Below are 18,091 nucleotides of genomic sequence, written 5' to 3' on the forward strand. Positions count from 1 at the left end.
AGTGGGGGTGTTGTTAAAAATAGGGGGCAAAGCGAACGGCTTAACGTTCGTACTGGCTGTTTGCTCTGATGAATTTACAAATAAATATTATGAAAAAATAACTTCTTTGCTTATGCTTGAAAAAGAACTCTCCGACTGGCTTACAAAACAATTTCGCCTTTACATCCCCGTGACGGATGGAGATGCCGCTGCGATAACCATGCTGTTCAGTTGCCGGAAAGTACCCAAAGGGGAGCTTTTGCTGAAAGAGGGCCACTACGGCGATTGGTGGGGGTTTGTTTATAAGGGATTATTGAGGTCTTACTCGTTTGATGTTAAGGGAAATGAGTGTACGAATAATTTCTTCAAAGAGGGTTCATTTACGTGTGAGTTGGTAAGTTTCAATGGGGCTGCCGTTAGTCCCACTACCGTGGAAGCGCTCGAAGAGACCCTCCTCCTCTGTGTAAACAAGCAAGCCTTGGATGCGCTATTCTGGAGCTTTCCGGTCTTTGAACGGTTTGGCCGCCTGCTGTACGAAGAGACTTTTTCCAGGTACAAACAACATAGTCTTTTCAGAGTGCGCTTCAATGCGCGCGAACGATACCTTCATTTCTTAAAAAATGAGCCGGACCTAATCAGCCGGGTTCCGTTAAAGCATATCGCCTCTTACCTGAGGGTAACGGATACCAGTTTGAGCCGAATCCGCCGCAACATTGCGTGAGGTGGTTGTCTGATTTCTTGTCTTTGGGCAAGCGCAAGCCCCGTGTAGCGGGGCAAGCTTTGCAAAAACAAACAGGACAGCATGGCAACACGGCAAAAAATAGCGTTGGTAACCGGGGCAAACCGAGGGCTGGGCCTGGAGATTGCGCGGCAGTTGGGCAAGCGGCAGATGACGGTGTTGTTAGGGGCCCGAAATGCCGCCGCTGGCGAGGCCGCGGCGGCGGGCTTAGTGGCCGAAGGAATCGATGCGTCAGCGATTCTGCTTGATATAACGGACGGCGCGAGCGTGAGCACCGCCGTGCAAACGGTGACGGAAAAGTTTGGCTATTTGGACATACTGGTTAATAATGCCGGTATCCTGCCCAAGCTCACGGAGGAAGGCTCGCCCAGCCAGGCCAGTCCGCAGCTGCTGCTCGACTACCTGCAAACCAATTTTCTGGCCCAGGTAAGCGTAACCCAGGTTTTCCTGCCCTTGCTTAAGCACAGTACGGCCGGGCGCATCGTCAATATGTCTTCTTCGATTGGGTCGGTAACCATTGCCAGCGAACCCCTGCATCAGAATGGCCCGAAGCCGCCCCGGCTTCCCTACGCGGCTTCAAAGGCGGCCTTAAACATGTTCACGGTCTTGCTAGCGAAAGAGCTGCGACCGGAGGGAATCAAAGTAAACAGTGCCGACCCGGGCCTTACCCAAACCGACGCGGGTGGCCCGAATGCGCCCTATACCGTGGAGCAGGGCGCTCGCCCAGCCGTGTGGTTGGCTTGCCTGGATGACGACGGCCCGACCGGCTGCTTTTTTACCCATGTAGATGAACACGTTGTTAATAATCCGTGGTAATAGTTAGCACGGAGCAACCGCTTAAACTTATTAAATAGCGATAATGAAAATCACTCTGACCGGAGCATTAGGTCACATCAGCCGGCCGCTTGCCCAACACTTGCTTGCGCAAGGGCACACGGTCACTATTATTAGCAGCAATGCCGAAAGAAAGGAGATTGAAGCCTTAGGCGGCATTGCGGCAATTGGGTCGATAACCGATGCCGATTTTTTGGCCAGGGCCTTCGCCGAAGCAGATGCCGTTTACGCGATGGTTCCGCTGGATTTTACAGTGCCTGACATTCGGGCGCACAGCCAGAACATTGGGCGGGCTTACGCCCAGGCCGTCCGCACGTCTGGGGTTAAGCGCGTAGTCCACCTAAGCAGCTGGGGCGCTCATCTGGCTGAGGGTACAGGACCTATTATTGGCTCGTATGAGGTAGAAAGCAGCTTAAATGAACTACCTCAGGTAAGCGTTACGCACTTACGTCCGGGCTACTTCTTTCAGAACCTGTATAGATTTATCGACCTGATTAAAAACGCCGGGTTTATCGGCGCTAATTATGGTGGGGAGGATAGAATCGTCTTTACGTCAACAAAAGATATTGCGAAGGTTGCGGCGGAAGAGCTGACGGCCACGGGAAGCGAAAAAATACGCTATCTGGCCAGCGATGATATAACGGCCAGCGCAGCAGCGCAGATTATGGGGGCTGGCATCGGGAAGCCGGCTTTGCAGTGGGTCACTTTCACGGACGAGCAAGCCTTCGCGGCCTTCCAAGAGGCCGGTATGCCAGTAATGATTGCGCACCTGTTCGTCGAGCTTGGGGCGGCCATTCACAGTGGTGCTATCCGCGAAGACTACGATTTGCATCGGCCCATAGCCGGCGAAACTAAGCTTCGGGACTTCGCCCGAGAATTTGCAGCAGTATTTGGAGAGAAGGTCGTTTAAAATCTAAAGCATATGGCAGAGTTCATGGAAACAATTCCCGGCCCGGTGTCCGGTAAAGCGGTGACCTACGAAGGGCTGGGGGGGGCGGAAATTATCCACGTGGTGGAGCGCACCGTGCGGCCACCGGCCTTCGGCGAAGTGCGCATCAGCGTGAAAGCGGCCGGGGTCAATCCGGCTGACGAAGTGATGCGCAAGATTGAAAATAGCGCGGTACGTTTCCCGGCTGTTCCCGGCTTTGATGCAGCCGGCGTGATTGAGTCGGTCGGGCCGGGGGTGTCCCGGCTGCGGGTTGGGGAGGAGGTCATGGCGACCCTGATGCCGTACCGGCCCGATGGCGGCACCCAGGCCGCCTTTATCGTCGTGCCGGCCGCCTCCGTCGTGCCGATACCGACGGGAACAACTTTCGCGCAGGCGGCCGGCCTCCCCATGAATGGCCTGACGGCCCTGCGGGCTTTGGAGCTGACGGAACTCAAAGCCGGCCAGGTGCTGGCGGTGACCGGCGGCGCGGGCGTGCTGGCGCACTACACCATTGCGGCCGCTAAAAAAAGGGGGCTAACCGTTGTCGCCGATGCCAAACCAGCAGAAAGCGACCTGGTCCGCAGCTACGGGGCTGACGCAGTGGTAGAACGCGGAGATGGCTTCGCCGAGGCTATCCGCCAGGAGTTCCCGCAGGGCGTTGATGCGCTAATTGACACGGCCGTACTGGGGGCGAGCAGTTTTCCGGCCATTCGCGACGGGGGCGTGTATATAGCCGTGCGCCCTTTTGCTGAGCTGCCACCAGAGCGGGGGATTCAAACCAAGCTGGTATGGGTGCCCGATGTGGTGGAAAACACGGAAGGTCTCCACCTGTTGCGAACCCTGGTTGAAAGCGGGGAAATAAAGCTCCGGGTTGCCGGAGAGTACGCGCCGGAGCAGGTTGCCGCTGCCCAGCAGGCGCTGGCCGCGGGCGGATTGCGTGGCCGTCCGGTGATTGTATTTGCCTAGGGAGTTACTGCCCTGCGGTGACGTAGCCTGTTCTGCCACCAAAAGCCCCGCCGGCAGCTTGCCGAGCGGGGCTTCGAGCGGTTATGCGGGCTGCGCATTCTGAAGATTAGGCTTTCTGCTAACAACAGGATGAAGAGGAAATACCTGTCCAGGCTTAGCGTAATTTTCCGCCCTGTTGTAACGAGAACCCCACTACCTCCCTCACGCAGCAGGTGCGGCAACTCATCAGCCAGCGCAAGGGCATCAAGTTGCGGCAGCTGCACCCCGGCTCGGATTTGGTGGGCGAATTTGGATTCGAGGCGCTCGACATGGTCGATATCATTCTGGAAGTGGAAAGCCGCTTCCGGCTCACCATCCCCGACGAGCTGCCCCTGCGCACCCCTGCCGATTTCGTGGCCTACCTGCACCGGCAGCTGCCGCCCGGGGCCGGGACTTTACCCTCGCCGTGAACCTTTCGGCGGGGCGGCGTTTTGATACCCCTTGGACCCGGCCAAATAGCCAAGCGGTGGTGCATTGTTCTTCAAATCACGTAAGTAGCGTCGTTACCGAATGAGACAAATAAAAACAGCAAGCAGATTACCAACCGCGAAAGCCAGTCCTCTTTGTTGAACTCAATCGGCTTCCCAGCCACGTCCTACCTTTGAATTTCGCAAATCAAGCTGGTGATGAAGACAATTTCCCTGGACGAGTTTTACCAAGAGTTGACGGTGGCGCTCGACAGCCCGCCCGGTGCCCTGCTGCCCGATGGCATCCAGCAGGAAATCGGGCACTTCAACGTGTTCGACGTGGCCGACCTGTTTCGGCGGGTGCGCGAGAAGCCGCCCATGCTCTACGACCGCCGGGCGTACTACAAAATCAGCCTCATCAGCGGGCGCAGCCGGGCCGAATACGCCGATAAAGCAATTGACATTGAGCGCCATGCGCTGCTGTTTGCCACGCCCAAGGTTCCCTACAACTGGGAGCCGCTGGACCAGCAGCAGGCCGGCCATTTCTGCGTCTTTACCGAGGAATTTCTGCTGCCGGCCAAAAGCGGGGTCGTACTCGAAGAACTGCCGCTGTTCCGGGCCGGCGGTTGCCCGGTGTTTCCGGTAACCGACGAGGACGTGGCGGAGCTGGAGGCCATTTTTCGGAAAATGCACAAGGAAATTGCCGGCGGCTACGCCTATAAATACGACTTGCTGCGCACCTACGTGCTGGAACTGCTGCACTTCGGCCAGAAGCTTCAGCCCGCCTCGGCCCTGCACCTGAGCCACACCGCCGCCGCACGGGTCGCCGCCCTGTTTGTGGAGCTGCTGGAGCGGCAGTTTCCCATCGAAACGCCGCAGCAGAAACTGCAGCTGCGCACGGCCAAAGACTACGCCGACCGGCTGGCGGTGCACGTCAATCACCTCAACCGGGTGCTGAAGGAAACCACCGGCTACACTACTACTGAAATTATCGGGAGCCGCGTGACGCAGGAAGCCAAGCTGCTGCTCAAGCAAACCCGGTGGAACATCTCCGAGATTTCCGACAGCCTGGGCTTTGCCGAGGTGGCCCACTTCTCGAATTTTTTCAAGCGGCAGACCGCGCTTTCGCCCGCAAATTTTCGGGGCCAGGGGTGAATTTCGCAAAAATCGGTTTGGTTGGCGCAACTAACCAGTGCTGCGCGAGTCGGACCTTTGGGGTCCTTTAGCACTGTTTTACTAACCGCCACCTTCGCTCATGGACTTGCAGAAAAACACCATCCTTATCACCGGCGGCACCAGCGGCCTGGGCCTCGAATTTGCCCGCCAGCTACTGGGCATGGGCAACACGGTGCTCATCACGGGCCGCGACCAGGCCAAGCTCGACCAAGCCCAGCGAAGCCTGACGGGGGTGCACACCTTCCGGAGCGACGTGAGCGACCCGGCCGCCATCCGGCAGCTCTACCAGGAAGTAACGACGCGGTTTCCGGCGCTCAACATCTTGATTAACAATGCGGGCGAGATGCGCAAGCTTAACCTCAACGACCCGGACCTGGACCTGCTCGACGTGACGCGGGAAATCGAAATCAACCTGGCCGGCCCCATTCGCATGGTGCAGCAGTTTTTGCCTCACCTCAAAACCAAGCCGACGGCCGCCATCCTGAACGTGACTTCCGGTCTAGCCCTGACCCCGTTTCCGCTGGCTCCGGTGTACGGGGCTACCAAGTCGGGGCTGCGCTCCTACACCAAGTCGCTGCGGGTGCAGCTGCAAGGCACCGCCGTAAAGGTGTTCGAGCTGGTGGCACCGGGCGCGAAAACCCCACTGAACGACAAGTTTGCCGACGACGTGAAGGACAGCGACCTAATGGCCCCCGACAAGCTGATTGCCGAGGCCGTGAAGGGGATGCAGCAAGACACCTGGGAGATATATCCGGGCCTGGCCGGCGTGTTGCGCTACGCCAGCCGGATTGCGCCGGGCCTGCTTCTGAACCAGCTCAGCAAGGGCGTCAATGAGTCGCTGGCCAAGCTGCCACCCCGCGCAAAGGCGAAGTAGTGCGGCAGCGGGGCCGTCACCTGAACACTTGGTAAACAGTACGTAAGGCTAGGTGTATAGTCCCAGCATGAGGTGGGTGGGGTCACGCATGAAGATAGTAGGGGTTAAGCGCCATTGTTGGCAAACCAATTCGTGTGGGGGTTTGCCTCGTAGCCGCTCAAGCCGTTTACCGTAGTTGTAAGCCAGTAAAAAGGCTTGCAGGTGCTCATTGAGTTGGGCCGTGGTTTGGCACTGGTACTGGTACTGGTACTGGCGCACCGTGGCCTCTTTCCAGGTGCGGTTGAAGCGCTGCCCATTCGTCCACGGACGGGCGGGCTTGGTGAAGCGGTGCTCGATGCCGTGCTCGATGCCGCGCTCGTCGCAGACACGGTCAAAAATGTGCCGCCAGGCGTAGGCCCGGCGGGGCAGGGTGCCGGATTGGGTACCGTTGTCGGTCAACACTTTAGGCACTGGGTAGGGAATGGCGGCCAGCACCCGCCGCAAAAAGTCAGCGGCCAGCATTTTCGTGGCCCGGGGGTGCCATGCGGCAAAGGCCGGCTTGCTGGTGCGGTCAAGGGCGGCGAAGCGGTACACTGTACCCGCTTCGGTAGGCACTTCGGCGAAGTCGACGCGCAGGTAGCCAATCGGGTAATCCTTAAATTTCTTTTGCTTCTCCGCGGGCTCCGGAGCCGGCAGGCGGCCGAGGCCGTGGCGTTGAAACAGGCGGTGCAGGGCCGAGCGCGCGCGCGGTGGGATGGTTTCCTGCAGGGCGTAGCGGCCGTCATCGAGCGGCGGTTGGGTCTGCTGGCGAAAAGCGCCCGCGCCCGCTTCCCGCTCGGCGGTAAGCACGGTGGAAACCGGCTTTGGCCCCGTCGGCGCGGCTGTAGTCGTGCTGCGGTTGCGCCACTTGGTCACCGTTTTCACATTGACCCCGTGGCGTTTCGCTAAGCTTTGCGCGCTTTCCGGACTTTGCTGGATGCGGCGTCGCACTGCCGGCGTTGTACGGGCGCTGCCGTGAAGTACTTGTCCCATAAGTACTGGCGAAGTTCGGTACTGAAAATGCCTCCACTTACATGCTGGGACTATACACATAGTTCAGCAGGAATGGTACCGGTGAGTCTATCACCGGAAAAATTCAGGATTTGCACCTTGGTTAATTGGCCGATCTCGCGGGGGATGGAGCCGGTGAAGTACCCGGAGCTGACTTGCAACTTTACCAGGTACGTCAATTGGCCCAGGCTGGCGGGCAGCGTCCCCGACAGGTTTCCCGCATCAACTACGAGGTACGTCACGTCCCCCCGCTGACGCAGACCCCGGGCCAGTTGCCGGCTTCAGCCAACGTGGTGCCTTTGAGCCAACCAGGGCGCGTGGTCCAATTGGGTCCACCCGTGGCGTTGTAAAATGCGCGCAAGGCACTCAATTCGGTGGCGTCGGCCACCAAGCCCTGCCCCGCCGGAACGGTTTGCGCCTGGGCTCCCACCGCGAAGAGCAGCAACAGCACCAACAGGGTGCTGGTCCGAAGACAATGCCCCATGAAGCAGGCCGTCAACGTCCCCTTTGGACCGTCCAGCGCGGCGCGGCGCGCAATTGCTAAGAAAAAACCAATGGTACGCGCGTAAAAAGGGGCCATATAGAGAACGTAAGGAAGCGCCGGACGCAAATAGTCGACGACCTGTTAACATGCATTTTCGACAACCCTGGACCAGCAAAAAACGGAAAGCGGTTAGTTGGGGGCCCGCACAGGCAACGGGTTTGCGCCGGGCAAGCGGCGCCTGCCCCCGGGCCTGGGACTAACCAAACGGTGTCAGCCGCAACTGTGCCGCAGCCGGAAGCACGAGGAGCATTGCCGTGGCGAGGTGCCATAAACGACCGGGGTGGAAAGGAAAGCTGGGAATGGAAGCAGCGCGTCGGTTGGGCCCGGGGTAGGGAGCCGCAACGACCGGGGGGAGGCCGCGAAACCGGGGGCAAGTAGGCCCGTAAAAACCGATTAACCAACCGTTAGCATGATTATTTTATTAAGAAGACATTTTTATTTTGCGGGGTGTTAGACGGGAGTTGGGAACATCAATTGCTGCGTTCGGGAGGAGGTCCTTTGGTTAGTTGGCGCAGTATCAACTGACAAAAACAGGCGTTGATAACGGCTTCACGGCCGCGGGGATTGGTTTGGCAGTCTCGGCCAGCCACGCGGCGGTATCTACTGATCCAATCAAAACTGTGCGCCATCACCCAGCGCCGGGGCAGCGGTGGCCACCAGCGGCCCAGAGCAGCTGCGACTGCGGGGCGTTGGCCTTGCCCCGGCCAGCACCGGGGCCGCGCCCAGGGGGCCTTGTACGCTGGCCGTCTGCACCAGCACGGCAAAGGGCAGGCCCTGGGTATCGACGGCGATGCGGCGCTTACGCCCAGCTACTTGCTTGTTGGCGTCGTAGCATTAACAGCCCCGTATTACTGCCCGTGCGCACGGTCTGCGTGTCTATGGCCTCGGCCGCACGGGTGAAGGAGGGCATCAAAACGTGTGGGGCAATCCGACTTTTCGGTCGAACTAGGCGGAAAAGGAGTAGCCAGTGGCTTAGCCCAAAACTGGCTTGCCCCACACGTTTTGATGCTCTCCAATGCGCAGGAACAACCTAATTTACCCCGACAAGCTTCTGATTACCTACTGCCTTGAACGAACCTAATCGGAACAACTAATTGATTAACAGCAGCAATTAGTCCAATAAAGGCCCAACAGTGATGCATTCAAGTACTGGAAGGCCTTAACGTTGTTTTTTTCGTCTATCGATTGAGTTCACGCTAATCATTCGAAAGAAGCCGTTGTTGTACCTTGATTATTGAACAGTTTATTTTAGTTGTTTTCGCCCGTTTGAAGGCCAGGCAGCGCATCCCGGCCCGCTGATTCGCATGTGCGAAATACGAGCGCCGAACTAGACGAGTAAGCAAGGGTTTTATCCTGCGCCATATCTTGCCAGCCCTAGAAGTACTCCTCCCTTACTAACTTAATGTCCGCAGGCAGCATCCTTTTCATTGACGACGAAGCTAGTCTGCGGGCGGTGGTGGCGCGGGTGCTTGAATTTGAGGGGTACACCGTGCTGCAGGCGGCAGACGCCCGGCGCGGATTGGAGGTATTGAGCCAGCACGCCGCCGAGGTATTGGTGGTGCTCTGCGACGTGAAGCTGCCCGACGCCAACGGCGTGGAGCTTTTGCCCCGCCTGAAAGCCTTGGCGCCCGACATCGAAGTGATTTTGCTCACGGCCTACGGCACCGTGCCGGCCAGCGTCCAGGCGATGAAGCTTGGGGCCTTTGACTACCTCACCAAGGGCGATTCCGACGACCAACTGTTTGTGGTGGTGGCCCGCGCCATGGAAAAGGCCCGGTTGCAGCGCCGCGTCGCCGACCTAGAAAAGCAAGTGGGCGCGCAGTTCGGGTTCGATTCCCTGCTTGGTTCGTCCGCGGCTTTGGCCAAGGCCCGGGCCTTGGCGGAGCGGGTGGCCCCCACCGAAGCGGCCGTGCTGCTGGAAGGGCCCACGGGGGCGGGCAAGGAGTTGTTTGCGCAAGCCATTCATTACGCCAGCCCGCGCCGCACCAAGCCATTCGTGGCCCTGAACTGCAGCGCTTTCCCCAAGGATTTGTTGGAATCGGAGCTGTTTGGGTACCGCAAAGGGGCCTTCACCGGCGCGGCGGTGGACAAAAAAGGGTTGTTTGAGGAAGCCAGCGGCGGCACCTTGTTCCTCGACGAAATCGGGGAACTCGAAGTGGGGGCGCAGGCCAAGCTGCTGCGGGCCCTGGAAACGCAGGAGTTCACCAAGCTCGGCGACACCAAGCCCACCCGGGTGAACGTGCGCATCGTGGCCGCCACCAACCGCAACCTCAAGCAGGAGGCCGACCAGGGCCATTTTCGGCCCGACTTGTACTACCGCCTCTCAATTTTTGTGGTGCCCGTGCCGCCGCTTAACGCCCGGCGCGACGACATCGAGCCGCTGGCCACCCACTTCTTGCAGCTCTACGCCGCCAAGCTGCGCAAGCGCCTGACGGGCATGGACCCGGAGTTTGTGCAGCTGTTGCTGCACTACGACTGGCGGGGCAACGTGCGCGAACTCAAGAACGTGCTGGAACGCGCCGTGATTCTGGCCGACGAGGAAATTCTGACGGTGGACACCCTGCCGGCGGAGTTTCAGGCCGTGCCTTTCGCGGCCACGGAGCCCGACCCGGCCGGCCGCTCTCTGCGGGGCGTCGAGAAGCGCCAAGTTGAGCTGGTGCTCCAGGAAACCGCCGGCAACAAGGCCGAAGCTGCCCGCCAGCTGGGCATCAGCGTGAAGACGCTGTACCGCAAAATTCTAGAATATGCCCTGTAGCGGCCTTCCCTGAAGGCCCCGCGCTGCATCTTTTTGACCGACCACCGGGACAAAATGATACGGTTGCCGGGTGCGGACGTTCGCATTCGACGGAGCGTATTTACTATAGATAATTGATGGTTATGGTATTGCAATAAATAACAGCTAACTAGTACGCTTCGGCCTGCTAATGGTAAGCCTGTTTTTCGAAGACTGGTTGGTTCTCGGCCGTTATGAACATCAAATCCAAAATTACCTTGGGCTTTTTGGCCCTGCTCGGGCTGCTCATCGTGTTGGGCAGCTATGCGCACTACACCGTGCAGCAGCTGGACCGCAATGCCCGCTCCGTGCTGCAGGATAACTTCTACTCCGTGCAACTGGGCGAAGACATGCTGCGGGCGCTGGACCTCGCCGAAGCGCACCCCGCGGCTTCGGAAGGCCTACCCCGCTTCCGCGAGGACCTGACCCGCGAAGCCGGCAACATCACTGAGCCGGGCGAGTGGCCCCTAGTGGATAGCCTCACCCACAGTCTGGTGCTGTTTCAGCCATTGCGCAGCGCCGAAACCCTGGCCCTGCTGCGGCAGCAAACCCACCGCATGGTGCACTTGAACCTACAGGCCGTCACCCACAAAAACGAGCAAGCCAACCGCGCAGCCGTGGCAGCCGGCCGCACCCTGCTCGTGCTCATCGTGCTCAGCATCATGATTGCCCTGGGCTTTGTGCTGAGCGTGCCCGAAGCGGCGGTGAGCGGGCTGCGGAAACTATCGGCCAGCATCGCTCACGTCACGCAAGGAGACTTTTCGGCCACCATTCCGGTGGAAAGCCGCGACGAGTTCGGGCAGGTGGCCACGTCGTTTAACCAGTTACTGGTACACGTCAACGACGTGCGCACCCGCAACCTGGGCGGGCTCGTGACCGAGCGCAACCGCGTAGCCAGCATTGTGCAGACCCTGGACGAGGCCCTGCTGATGCTCGACGAAGACCGGCGCGTGCTGGTGGCTAACCCGCCAGCCTGCGCCTTACTGGAGCTGAGCGAAAACCAGGTGGTGGGCGCCTCCGCGGATGACCTGGCCACGCGCAACCCGCTCATGCAGCAGCTGCTGCCGTATGTGCTCGCCCCCGCCCGGCAGCGCGGGGCCAACCCTATTCCCTTCACGTTGCAGCGCCCGGACGAGGAGCTGCACTACCGGCTGGTGGTGCACGACGCCGTATCGTTCAACGCCCCGCTCGACAAGATGGAATTCGTGGGCACCATCCTGGCCCTGCACGACGTGTCGGACTTTAAGAAGCTCGACCAAGCCAAATCGGACTTCCTGGCCACCGTGTCGCACGAGCTCAAGACGCCGCTCTCCACCATCAACTTTCACCTCAAGCTGCTGCAGGACCAGCGGGTAGGGCCCATCAATGCAGAGCAGCAGCAGATTGTGGCCACGCTCAAGCAGGAAAACCAGCGCCTGCTCAGGCTCACGACCAATTTGCTGGACGTGGCGCGCCTGGAGTCCGGTGCCATCCCGCTCAACCTGCGCTCGACTTCGCTGGCCGAGCTGGTGGGCTACGCCACCGGGCCCATGCAGCTGCAGCTGGCCCCTAAGGGCCTTTCGCTCGACGTCGACCTGGGCGCGGACCTGCCGGCTGTGCGGGCCGATCTCGAAAAGACGGCCTGGGTGCTGCTCAACCTGCTGGCCAACGCCGTGCGCTATTCTCCCGACCGGGGCCAGGTCAAGCTCAGCGCGGCCCTGACCGAGCAGGGCGATGCCGTGCGGGTAAGCGTGCAGGACCACGGCCCCGGCATCGCCCCGGAATACCAGCAGCGCATTTTTCAGCGGTTCGCGCAAGTGCCCGACGCCGCCGCCCCGCACCGCGGCGGGTCGGGCCTGGGCCTGAGCATTTCGCGCGAGTTCATTACCAGCCAAGGCGGCCAACTCGGGGTGAGCAGTACCCCCGGCACCGGCAGCACCTTCTTTTTCACCTTACCTCTTGCCCACGCGGCCGCTTAACAAGCCCCGCTATACCTTCCCTTAATTTATGGCTTCTCCTGCGCTTTCGAGTACCAGCATCCACACCCGCAGCATCACGGCGGCGGGCCTGCTGGTCACGCTTGGCATTATTTTCGGCGACATTGGCACCTCGCCGCTCTACGTCTTCCAAACCATCATCGGGCCCCGGCCGGTGAGCGAGCTGCTGGTGTACGGCGGCGTGTCGGCCGTTTTCTGGACGCTCACGCTGCAAACCAGTATCAAGTACATCCTGCTGACGCTGGAGGCCGACAACCACGGCGAGGGCGGCATTTTCTCGCTGTTTTCGCTGGTGAAGAGCCGAGGCCGGTGGCTGCTGTGGCCGGCCATCATTGGGGCCGGCACGCTGCTGGCCGACGGCATTATCACGCCTCCAATATCGGTGACCTCGGCCATCGAGGGCCTAAAAATCCTGTACCCGGCGCTGAATCAGGAAACCATCGTCATCGTCGTCATTGCCATCATCAGCTTGTTGTTTGCGTTTCAGCAATTTGGTACCAAGGTGGTCGGAGCCGCTTTCGGGCCGATAATGCTGGTGTGGTTTTCGGTGATTGGCACGCTGGGCATCCTTCAAATCATGCACCACCCCGGCGTGTTGGCCGCGCTCAACCCCATGTACGCCATCCGGCTACTGGTCGAGTATCCGCGGGGCTTCTGGCTGCTGGGGGCCGTGTTTCTCTGCACCACCGGGGCCGAGGCCCTGTACTCGGACCTGGGCCACTGCGGCCGCAAGAATATCCGCACGTCGTGGGTTTTTGTGAAAACCACGCTCGTGCTTAACTACCTGGGCCAGGCCGCCTGGACGATGGGCCACGTGGGCGCGCCACTGGCCAGCAACCAAAACCCATTTTTCATGATTGCTCCGCAGTGGGGCCTGGTGCCGCTCATCGTCCTGGCCACGGCGGCCACCATCATCGCCTCGCAGGCCCTCATCTCGGGCTCCTACACGCTCATTTCGGAGGCCGTGAGCCTGCGCTTCTGGCCCAAGGTGCGGGTGCTGTTTCCCACCGACCAGCGCGGGCAGATTTACGTGCCCAGCATCAACTGGCTCTTGTGGTTTGGCTGCGTGTGCGTGCAACTCTGGTTTAAAACGTCGGAGGCCATGACGGCGGCTTACGGCTTCTCCATCACGGTGGCCATGCTGATGACCAGCATCTTGCTCTCGCAGTACCTGCGCGGCGTGAAGCACTGGGCCCTGCCGGTGGTGGTGGGCATCATGCTGGTGTTCTTCACCGTTGAGACGTCGTTTCTCATCGCCAACATCACCAAGCTGCTGAACCGGCTCGGCATCCTGGTTTTCGAGTGGGGATTGATTTTCATGATGTACGTCGGATTTAGAGGCCGCGAAATCAAAAACCGTTTGCTCAAAACGGCGCCGGTGGCCGAGAGCTTGCCCACGCTGCAAGAATTGAGCACGGACCCGTCGGTGGCCAAGTACGCCTCTAACCTAGTGTACCTTACCCACAGCAAAGCCGCCGGCGAATTGGAAAGCGAAATTCTGTACTCCATCATCCGCAAGCAGCCCAAGCGGGCCGACCGCTACTGGTTCATCAACATGAGCATCCTCACCGACCCGTACTCCACGCGTTACATGGTCGAGGAACTGGTGCCGGGCGTAGCCTACAAAATCAACTTCAAGTTGGGCTTTCGGGTGCAGCCCCGCCTCAACATGCTGTTTCGGCGGGTGCTGGAAGAGATGAGCGCCAAGGGCGAAATCGACATCACCTCGCGCTACGACTCTCTGGCCCACCACCACATTCCCGGCGATTTTCGCTTTGTGGTGTTGGAAAAAGTGCTTAGTTACGACAACGAATTGAACTGGCAAGAGCGGTTCATTATGAATGGTTACTTCTTCATCAACCGCGTCGCCATCTCTGACCAAGCGCTATTTGGCCTCGATACCAGCGACGTGGCCATTGAAAAGGTGCCGCTCACCATCAAGCCCGCCGCGCATACCTCCGATCTGCTGCGCGACGCGCCCGAACAGGACCAAGACCCCGTGCCCGATTTTGCCGTGGCAGATGAGTCGCTGCCCAATAAGGTGTAGGGACTTATCGACTGAATTAAAACGGTTCTGCTAAGTTTGCCAAAGCAGGGCCGTTTTATAACACTTGCTGATTGACGTTTTATGCGTCCCGCACCAGCTCCAACTCGGGGCGCAGGGGCATTTGCAGCGGCACGTTTTCCACGGTGAAGGTGCTGTTGTCGAGGCCAAAGCTTTCCTGGTCCGACACGCCCAGCCACTTCAGCCAGCCGTGCAGGCGCAGGGCCATGCGCTTCCAGCCGCGCAGGAAGTGCTGGTAGGGCACGGTTTTGTTGAGCAGCACAAACTGGAAGTCGCCCACCACGTCCTGTTCGCGCAAGCTTTCGTAGCGCGAGGTGATGTCGATTTCCTTGTTTTTGACCAGGTCGCCCACAATTTGGCGGAACATGTAGTTGATGGCGGGGTCGACGCGGAAGCCCAGTCGGATGTCGATGCGCACCAGCTCCTGCGGCAGTACGTGCGTGACGTGGTAGGAGCGGGTGTAGGGGTCGTCGGTGGTGTCGACGTGCACGAGGTAGTACACGTCGGCGCGCTTGGGGCGCTTTTTGAAGATGGAGTGGGCGATGCCGTTTTCGAGCTGCGAGCTGTCGGCCGACTTGGTGAGGTACACCAGGTGGGTGGCGAATTTGGGCACCGACTCATCGTTGCTCAGCTCCTGGAGCAGCGGCAGGTAGTCGGCCAGCGGTACCAGTTCGGTGAGGTCGTTGCGGATGCGCTGGCCCTGAATCCAGGCCACCATCACGGTCAGCAGCAGCACGCTCAGCAGGACGCTCAGCCAGCCGCCGTGGGTGAATTTGGCCAGGTTGGCCACCAGGAAAGAGCCTTCCACGGTGAAGTATACGCCGAGCAGCAGGAAAATCCAGACGGGGCTGGTACGGCGCAGGCGCAGGTAAAAGGCCAGCAGAACGGTGGTCATGAGCATGGTGATGGTGACAGCCAGACCGAAGGCCGCTTCCATCTTGCCCGACTCCCGGAACAGCAGCACCACCCCGATGCAGCCGGCGCACAGCAGCCAGTTGAGCGAGGCCACATAGGCCTGCCCGCGCAATTCAGTGGGATAAGAAATGCGCACCTTGGGCCAGAAGTGCAGCCGCAGCGCCTCAATGACGAGCGTGAACGAGCCCGAAATCAGGGCCTGCGAGGCAATGATGGTGGCCAGCGTGCATAGGACGATGGCCGGCAGCAGCAGCGCCGGCGGTATCATCAGGAAAAACAGATTCTGCTCGCCCAGCGGCGCGCCCAGGTGGCGCAGCAGCCAGGACCCCTGCCCCAGGTAGTTGAGCACGAGGCAGATTTTGACGAACGTCCACGACACGTAGATGTTGGGCCGGCCCACGTGGCCCATATCGGCGTAGAGCGCCTCGGCCCCGGTGCTGCACAGGAATATCGAGCCCAGTAGCCAGAACGCGCCCGGCACCCGCGTCACCATGTGCACGGCGTAGTACGGGTTCAGCGCCCGCAGAATGCTGAAATCATGAATCAGCTCTTTGAAACCGAGCACGGCCAGCATGGAGAAGAAGAGCACCATCACCGGTCCGAAAAACTTGCCGATGATGGCCGTGCCGAACTGCTGAAACGCAAACAGGCCCACCAGAATGACGATGACGATGGGCACCGTGTTCAGGTCGGGCTTGAGGATGCGCAGGCCCTCAATGGCCGAGGCCACCGAGATGGGCGGCGTGATGATGCCGTCGGCCAGCAGGGCCGCCGCGCCGATGATGGCGGCCAGGTACAGCCACTTCACCCGCAGCCGCCGCAGCCGGGCAAACAGGGCCAGGATGCCGCCCTCGCCATTATTATCGGCTTTTAGCGCAATGAAGACGTATTTGACGGTGGTGAGCAGCGTGAGCGTCCAGAGAATGGCGGAAATGGTGCCGAGCACCACGTCCTCCGTCACGGGCCGGCTCACGAACACGCCGCGCACGGTGTAGAGCGGCGAAGTACCAATGTCGCCGTACACGATGCCGAGGGCAATGAGCGTACCGGCGGCGGAGGCGCGGGAAAGCGGGTTGGCGTGGGCCGATGGGACCGCCGCGGTCAGGGCGGGAATGCTAGTTGGCATAGAGGCGAAAATGGGCCCGGTTGCAGGAGCAGCGGCTCGTGGTGCGGATGGCGAGCGGACGCCAACATGGGTACGCGAGAACTAAAGTTGGGTTTGCGGTATTCTCGGTCATTTTTAGAATATCCGGGCGGCCAACCTGGCAGTAGGCGAGAAGTAACGCGCGAAAGTAGCGCACTAGCGTTTTGAACCAAGCCCCTAGCGAAACGCTAGCGGGCAAGACGCCTGCCCGCCGGATAGTGGCCTTTCAACGGCTTTTAGCGGGGCTGGTACAGTCGTTGGTGAGCGTAGTGGAAGAATAGAAAACGCCGTCTCCGCCTCGGAAAACCGGCATCCCGTTCCACTCAATCATTCCCTGTTTTCATGAAAGCAGTTATTACCGGTGCCCTGCTGTTGGGCGCCACCCTTGCTTCCGGCCAGGCATCCCCCATTGGCACGGGCGGCGGCAACCCACCCTCTCCAACCGCTTCCGACACCGCCCGCACCGCCAACGGCCGGGCCTTGCCGCAACCCCTGCCCGCGCTGCCGTTTCCGAGCGGGGAATGGATTGGCCCCGTCATCGGTGCCCCCGACCGCACATCGGTCTACCCGCTGCAAAAGGCCCTGGGCGGCCAGGCCAGTAGCCGCTACCGGGTATACGGCTGGGTCAATCCGTCGTTTTCGGCCAGCACCTCGAAGAACTCCAACATTCCGGTGGCCTACAACATTCAACCCAACAAGCTGGTGCTGGACCAGGCCGTGCTGCGCTTCGAGCGCCCGATGAACACGGTGCAGACTGACCACGTGGACTGGGGGTTTCGCTCCACGTTCATGTACGGCATCGACTACCGCTACACCCTGGCCAAGGGCCTGGTGAGCGACCCGCTGCTGAAGAAAAACAACCTGTACGGCTTCGACCCTATCGAGCAGTATGTCACGCTCTACGTGCCGAAAGTGGCCCAGGGCCTGACCTTGCGGGTGGGCCGCTACATCTCGCCGCCCGACATCGAGGCCCAGCTCGCGCCCGACAACTACCTGTTCAGCCACTCGCTCACGTTCAGCTACGACCCGTTCACTTTCACCGGCGCGCTGGCCGCGCTGCGCCTCTCGCCCCAGGTGACCGTGGAGCTGGGTGCCCACGCCGGCAACGAGCTGGTGCCCTGGAGCGAATCGGCCAAGCTCAACGGCCAGGCTTTCGTGCGCTGGGTGGCCCGCAACAACAACAATTCCGTTTTCGGCGGCATCAATTCGCTGGGCGAGGGCAGCTACTCGAAGGACCACGACAACGTGCAGATGGTAGTGGCTACCTGGGGCCACCGCTTCGGCCCCCGCGTGCACATGATGACCGAGGCCTACTACCTCTGGCAGTACGACGCGCTGGCCGGCGGCACCGTCATCGACGGGCCGGATCAGCCCTGGGCCGGCTCCGGCGCGGGCGCCCTCATTCCGGGCCGCTCCAACTCGGTGGCGGCCGTCAATTACCTCCAGGTGCTGCTGTCCCCGACCAGCTACCTGTCCGTCCGCAACGATGTGCTGAACGACATCGACGGGCAACGCACGGGCAATAAAACGGTGTATTCGAGCCACACCATCGGCTACATCAAGCACTTCGCGGGCGGCCTATTTACGTTCCGGCCCGAGGTGCGCTACGACCACGCCTACGCGGACGGGCTGCGGGCCTACGACAAGGGCACCCGCCGCGACCAGCTCATCGGGGCGCTGGATTTGATTGCGCATTTCTAATC

Annotated in this window: 14 protein-coding genes and 1 pseudogene; 11 read left to right on the forward strand and 4 right to left on the reverse strand. The window is 60.4% G+C overall.

Going from position 1 to position 18,091, the window contains the following annotated elements:
• Nucleotides 1-112: 112 nt before the first annotated feature.
• The 7 genes from AXW84_RS21750 (at nucleotide 113) to AXW84_RS21780 (ending at nucleotide 5,942) form a co-directional block, all read left to right on the forward strand.
• Entirely contained in the window at nucleotides 113-700 is a 588-nt protein-coding gene (locus AXW84_RS21750) for a Crp/Fnr family transcriptional regulator (protein ID WP_068238398.1), read from the forward strand.
• An 81-nt stretch (nucleotides 701-781) separates the two neighbouring features.
• Nucleotides 782-1,534, forward strand: a complete 753-nt coding sequence (locus AXW84_RS21755) for an SDR family NAD(P)-dependent oxidoreductase (protein WP_068238400.1) — start codon at nucleotides 782-784, stop codon at nucleotides 1,532-1,534.
• 43 nt (nucleotides 1,535-1,577) lie between these two features.
• Complete coding sequence (locus AXW84_RS21760) at nucleotides 1,578-2,462, forward strand: NmrA family NAD(P)-binding protein (RefSeq protein WP_068238402.1); 885 nt, start codon at nucleotides 1,578-1,580, stop codon at nucleotides 2,460-2,462.
• 12 nt (nucleotides 2,463-2,474) lie between these two features.
• Nucleotides 2,475-3,446 carry an NADP-dependent oxidoreductase gene (locus tag AXW84_RS21765; protein ID WP_068238404.1) on the forward strand — a complete coding sequence of 324 codons (972 nt, stop codon included), beginning with the start codon at nucleotides 2,475-2,477 and terminating at the stop codon, nucleotides 3,444-3,446.
• A 212-nt stretch (nucleotides 3,447-3,658) separates the two neighbouring features.
• Entirely contained in the window at nucleotides 3,659-3,895 is a 237-nt protein-coding gene (locus AXW84_RS21770; RefSeq protein WP_068238406.1) for an acyl carrier protein, read from the forward strand.
• Nucleotides 3,896-4,111: 216 nt separating this feature from the next.
• Entirely contained in the window at nucleotides 4,112-5,047 is a 936-nt protein-coding gene (locus AXW84_RS21775) for a helix-turn-helix domain-containing protein (protein ID WP_068238408.1), read from the forward strand.
• A 100-nt stretch (nucleotides 5,048-5,147) separates the two neighbouring features.
• Nucleotides 5,148-5,942, forward strand: a complete 795-nt coding sequence (locus AXW84_RS21780; protein WP_068238410.1) for an SDR family oxidoreductase — start codon at nucleotides 5,148-5,150, stop codon at nucleotides 5,940-5,942.
• 48 nt (nucleotides 5,943-5,990) lie between these two features.
• Here AXW84_RS21780 and AXW84_RS21785 read toward each other — a convergent pair whose 3' ends face one another.
• The 3 genes and pseudogenes from AXW84_RS21785 to AXW84_RS26080 form a co-directional block, all read right to left on the reverse strand.
• Nucleotides 5,991-6,953, reverse strand: a complete 963-nt coding sequence (locus tag AXW84_RS21785; RefSeq protein ID WP_068238412.1) for a DDE-type integrase/transposase/recombinase — start codon at nucleotides 6,951-6,953, stop codon at nucleotides 5,991-5,993.
• Nucleotides 6,954-7,209: 256 nt separating this feature from the next.
• The gene (locus AXW84_RS21795) at nucleotides 7,210-7,551 is read right to left on the reverse strand and encodes a hypothetical protein (RefSeq protein WP_068238415.1); all 342 of its coding nucleotides are present in this window, start codon (nucleotides 7,549-7,551) and stop codon (nucleotides 7,210-7,212) included.
• Nucleotides 7,552-8,250: 699 nt separating this feature from the next.
• Nucleotides 8,251-8,346, reverse strand: a pseudogene (locus AXW84_RS26080) (IS5/IS1182 family transposase); the annotation flags it as partial.
• A 571-nt stretch (nucleotides 8,347-8,917) separates the two neighbouring features.
• Between AXW84_RS26080 and AXW84_RS21800 the strand changes: the two are divergent.
• From AXW84_RS21800 to AXW84_RS21810, 3 genes are all read left to right on the forward strand, one after another.
• The gene (locus AXW84_RS21800; RefSeq protein WP_068238417.1) at nucleotides 8,918-10,270 is read left to right on the forward strand and encodes a sigma-54-dependent transcriptional regulator; all 1,353 of its coding nucleotides are present in this window, start codon (nucleotides 8,918-8,920) and stop codon (nucleotides 10,268-10,270) included.
• A gap of 212 nt (nucleotides 10,271-10,482) precedes the next feature.
• Nucleotides 10,483-12,246: a HAMP domain-containing histidine kinase gene (locus AXW84_RS21805; RefSeq protein ID WP_068238420.1), complete on the forward strand. Its 1,764-nt coding sequence runs from the start codon at nucleotides 10,483-10,485 to the stop codon at nucleotides 12,244-12,246.
• Between the two features lie 28 nt (nucleotides 12,247-12,274).
• Entirely contained in the window at nucleotides 12,275-14,311 is a 2,037-nt protein-coding gene (locus AXW84_RS21810) for a KUP/HAK/KT family potassium transporter (protein ID WP_071892409.1), read from the forward strand.
• Nucleotides 14,312-14,390: 79 nt separating this feature from the next.
• On the opposite strand, the gene AXW84_RS21815 is transcribed toward AXW84_RS21810, so the two are convergent.
• Complete coding sequence (locus tag AXW84_RS21815; RefSeq protein ID WP_082774044.1) at nucleotides 14,391-16,370, reverse strand: KUP/HAK/KT family potassium transporter; 1,980 nt, start codon at nucleotides 16,368-16,370, stop codon at nucleotides 14,391-14,393.
• 360 nt (nucleotides 16,371-16,730) lie between these two features.
• On the opposite strand from AXW84_RS21815, the gene AXW84_RS21820 reads away from it, so the two are divergent.
• On the forward strand, nucleotides 16,731-18,089 hold the full coding sequence (locus tag AXW84_RS21820) for an outer membrane beta-barrel protein (protein WP_068238422.1): 1,359 nt from the start codon (nucleotides 16,731-16,733) through the stop codon (nucleotides 18,087-18,089).
• Nucleotides 18,090-18,091: the final 2 nt, after the last annotated feature.

The sequence above is a fragment of the Hymenobacter sp. PAMC 26628 genome (assembly GCF_001562275.1).
In the GTDB taxonomy this organism is placed as follows: domain Bacteria; phylum Bacteroidota; class Bacteroidia; order Cytophagales; family Hymenobacteraceae; genus Hymenobacter.

Excerpts from the sequence above, each read along its gene's own strand:
- AXW84_RS21750 (WP_068238398.1), top strand. The coding sequence starts at position 113 with ATGCTTGAAAAAGAACTCTCCGACTGGCTTACAAAACAATTTCGCCTT.
- AXW84_RS21755 (WP_068238400.1), top strand. The coding sequence starts at position 782 with ATGGCAACACGGCAAAAAATAGCGTTGGTAACCGGGGCAAACCGAGGG.
- AXW84_RS21760 (WP_068238402.1), top strand. The coding sequence starts at position 1,578 with ATGAAAATCACTCTGACCGGAGCATTAGGTCACATCAGCCGGCCGCTT.
- AXW84_RS21765 (WP_068238404.1), top strand. The coding sequence starts at position 2,475 with ATGGCAGAGTTCATGGAAACAATTCCCGGCCCGGTGTCCGGTAAAGCG.
- AXW84_RS21775 (WP_068238408.1), top strand. The coding sequence starts at position 4,112 with ATGAAGACAATTTCCCTGGACGAGTTTTACCAAGAGTTGACGGTGGCG.
- AXW84_RS21780 (WP_068238410.1), top strand. The coding sequence starts at position 5,148 with ATGGACTTGCAGAAAAACACCATCCTTATCACCGGCGGCACCAGCGGC.
- AXW84_RS21785 (WP_068238412.1), bottom strand. The coding sequence starts at position 6,953 with ATGGGACAAGTACTTCACGGCAGCGCCCGTACAACGCCGGCAGTGCGA.
- AXW84_RS21795 (WP_068238415.1), bottom strand. The coding sequence starts at position 7,551 with ATGGCCCCTTTTTACGCGCGTACCATTGGTTTTTTCTTAGCAATTGCG.
- AXW84_RS21800 (WP_068238417.1), top strand. The coding sequence starts at position 8,918 with ATGTCCGCAGGCAGCATCCTTTTCATTGACGACGAAGCTAGTCTGCGG.
- AXW84_RS21805 (WP_068238420.1), top strand. The coding sequence starts at position 10,483 with ATGAACATCAAATCCAAAATTACCTTGGGCTTTTTGGCCCTGCTCGGG.
- AXW84_RS21810 (WP_071892409.1), top strand. The coding sequence starts at position 12,275 with ATGGCTTCTCCTGCGCTTTCGAGTACCAGCATCCACACCCGCAGCATC.
- AXW84_RS21815 (WP_082774044.1), bottom strand. The coding sequence starts at position 16,370 with ATGCCAACTAGCATTCCCGCCCTGACCGCGGCGGTCCCATCGGCCCAC.
- AXW84_RS21820 (WP_068238422.1), top strand. The coding sequence starts at position 16,731 with ATGAAAGCAGTTATTACCGGTGCCCTGCTGTTGGGCGCCACCCTTGCT.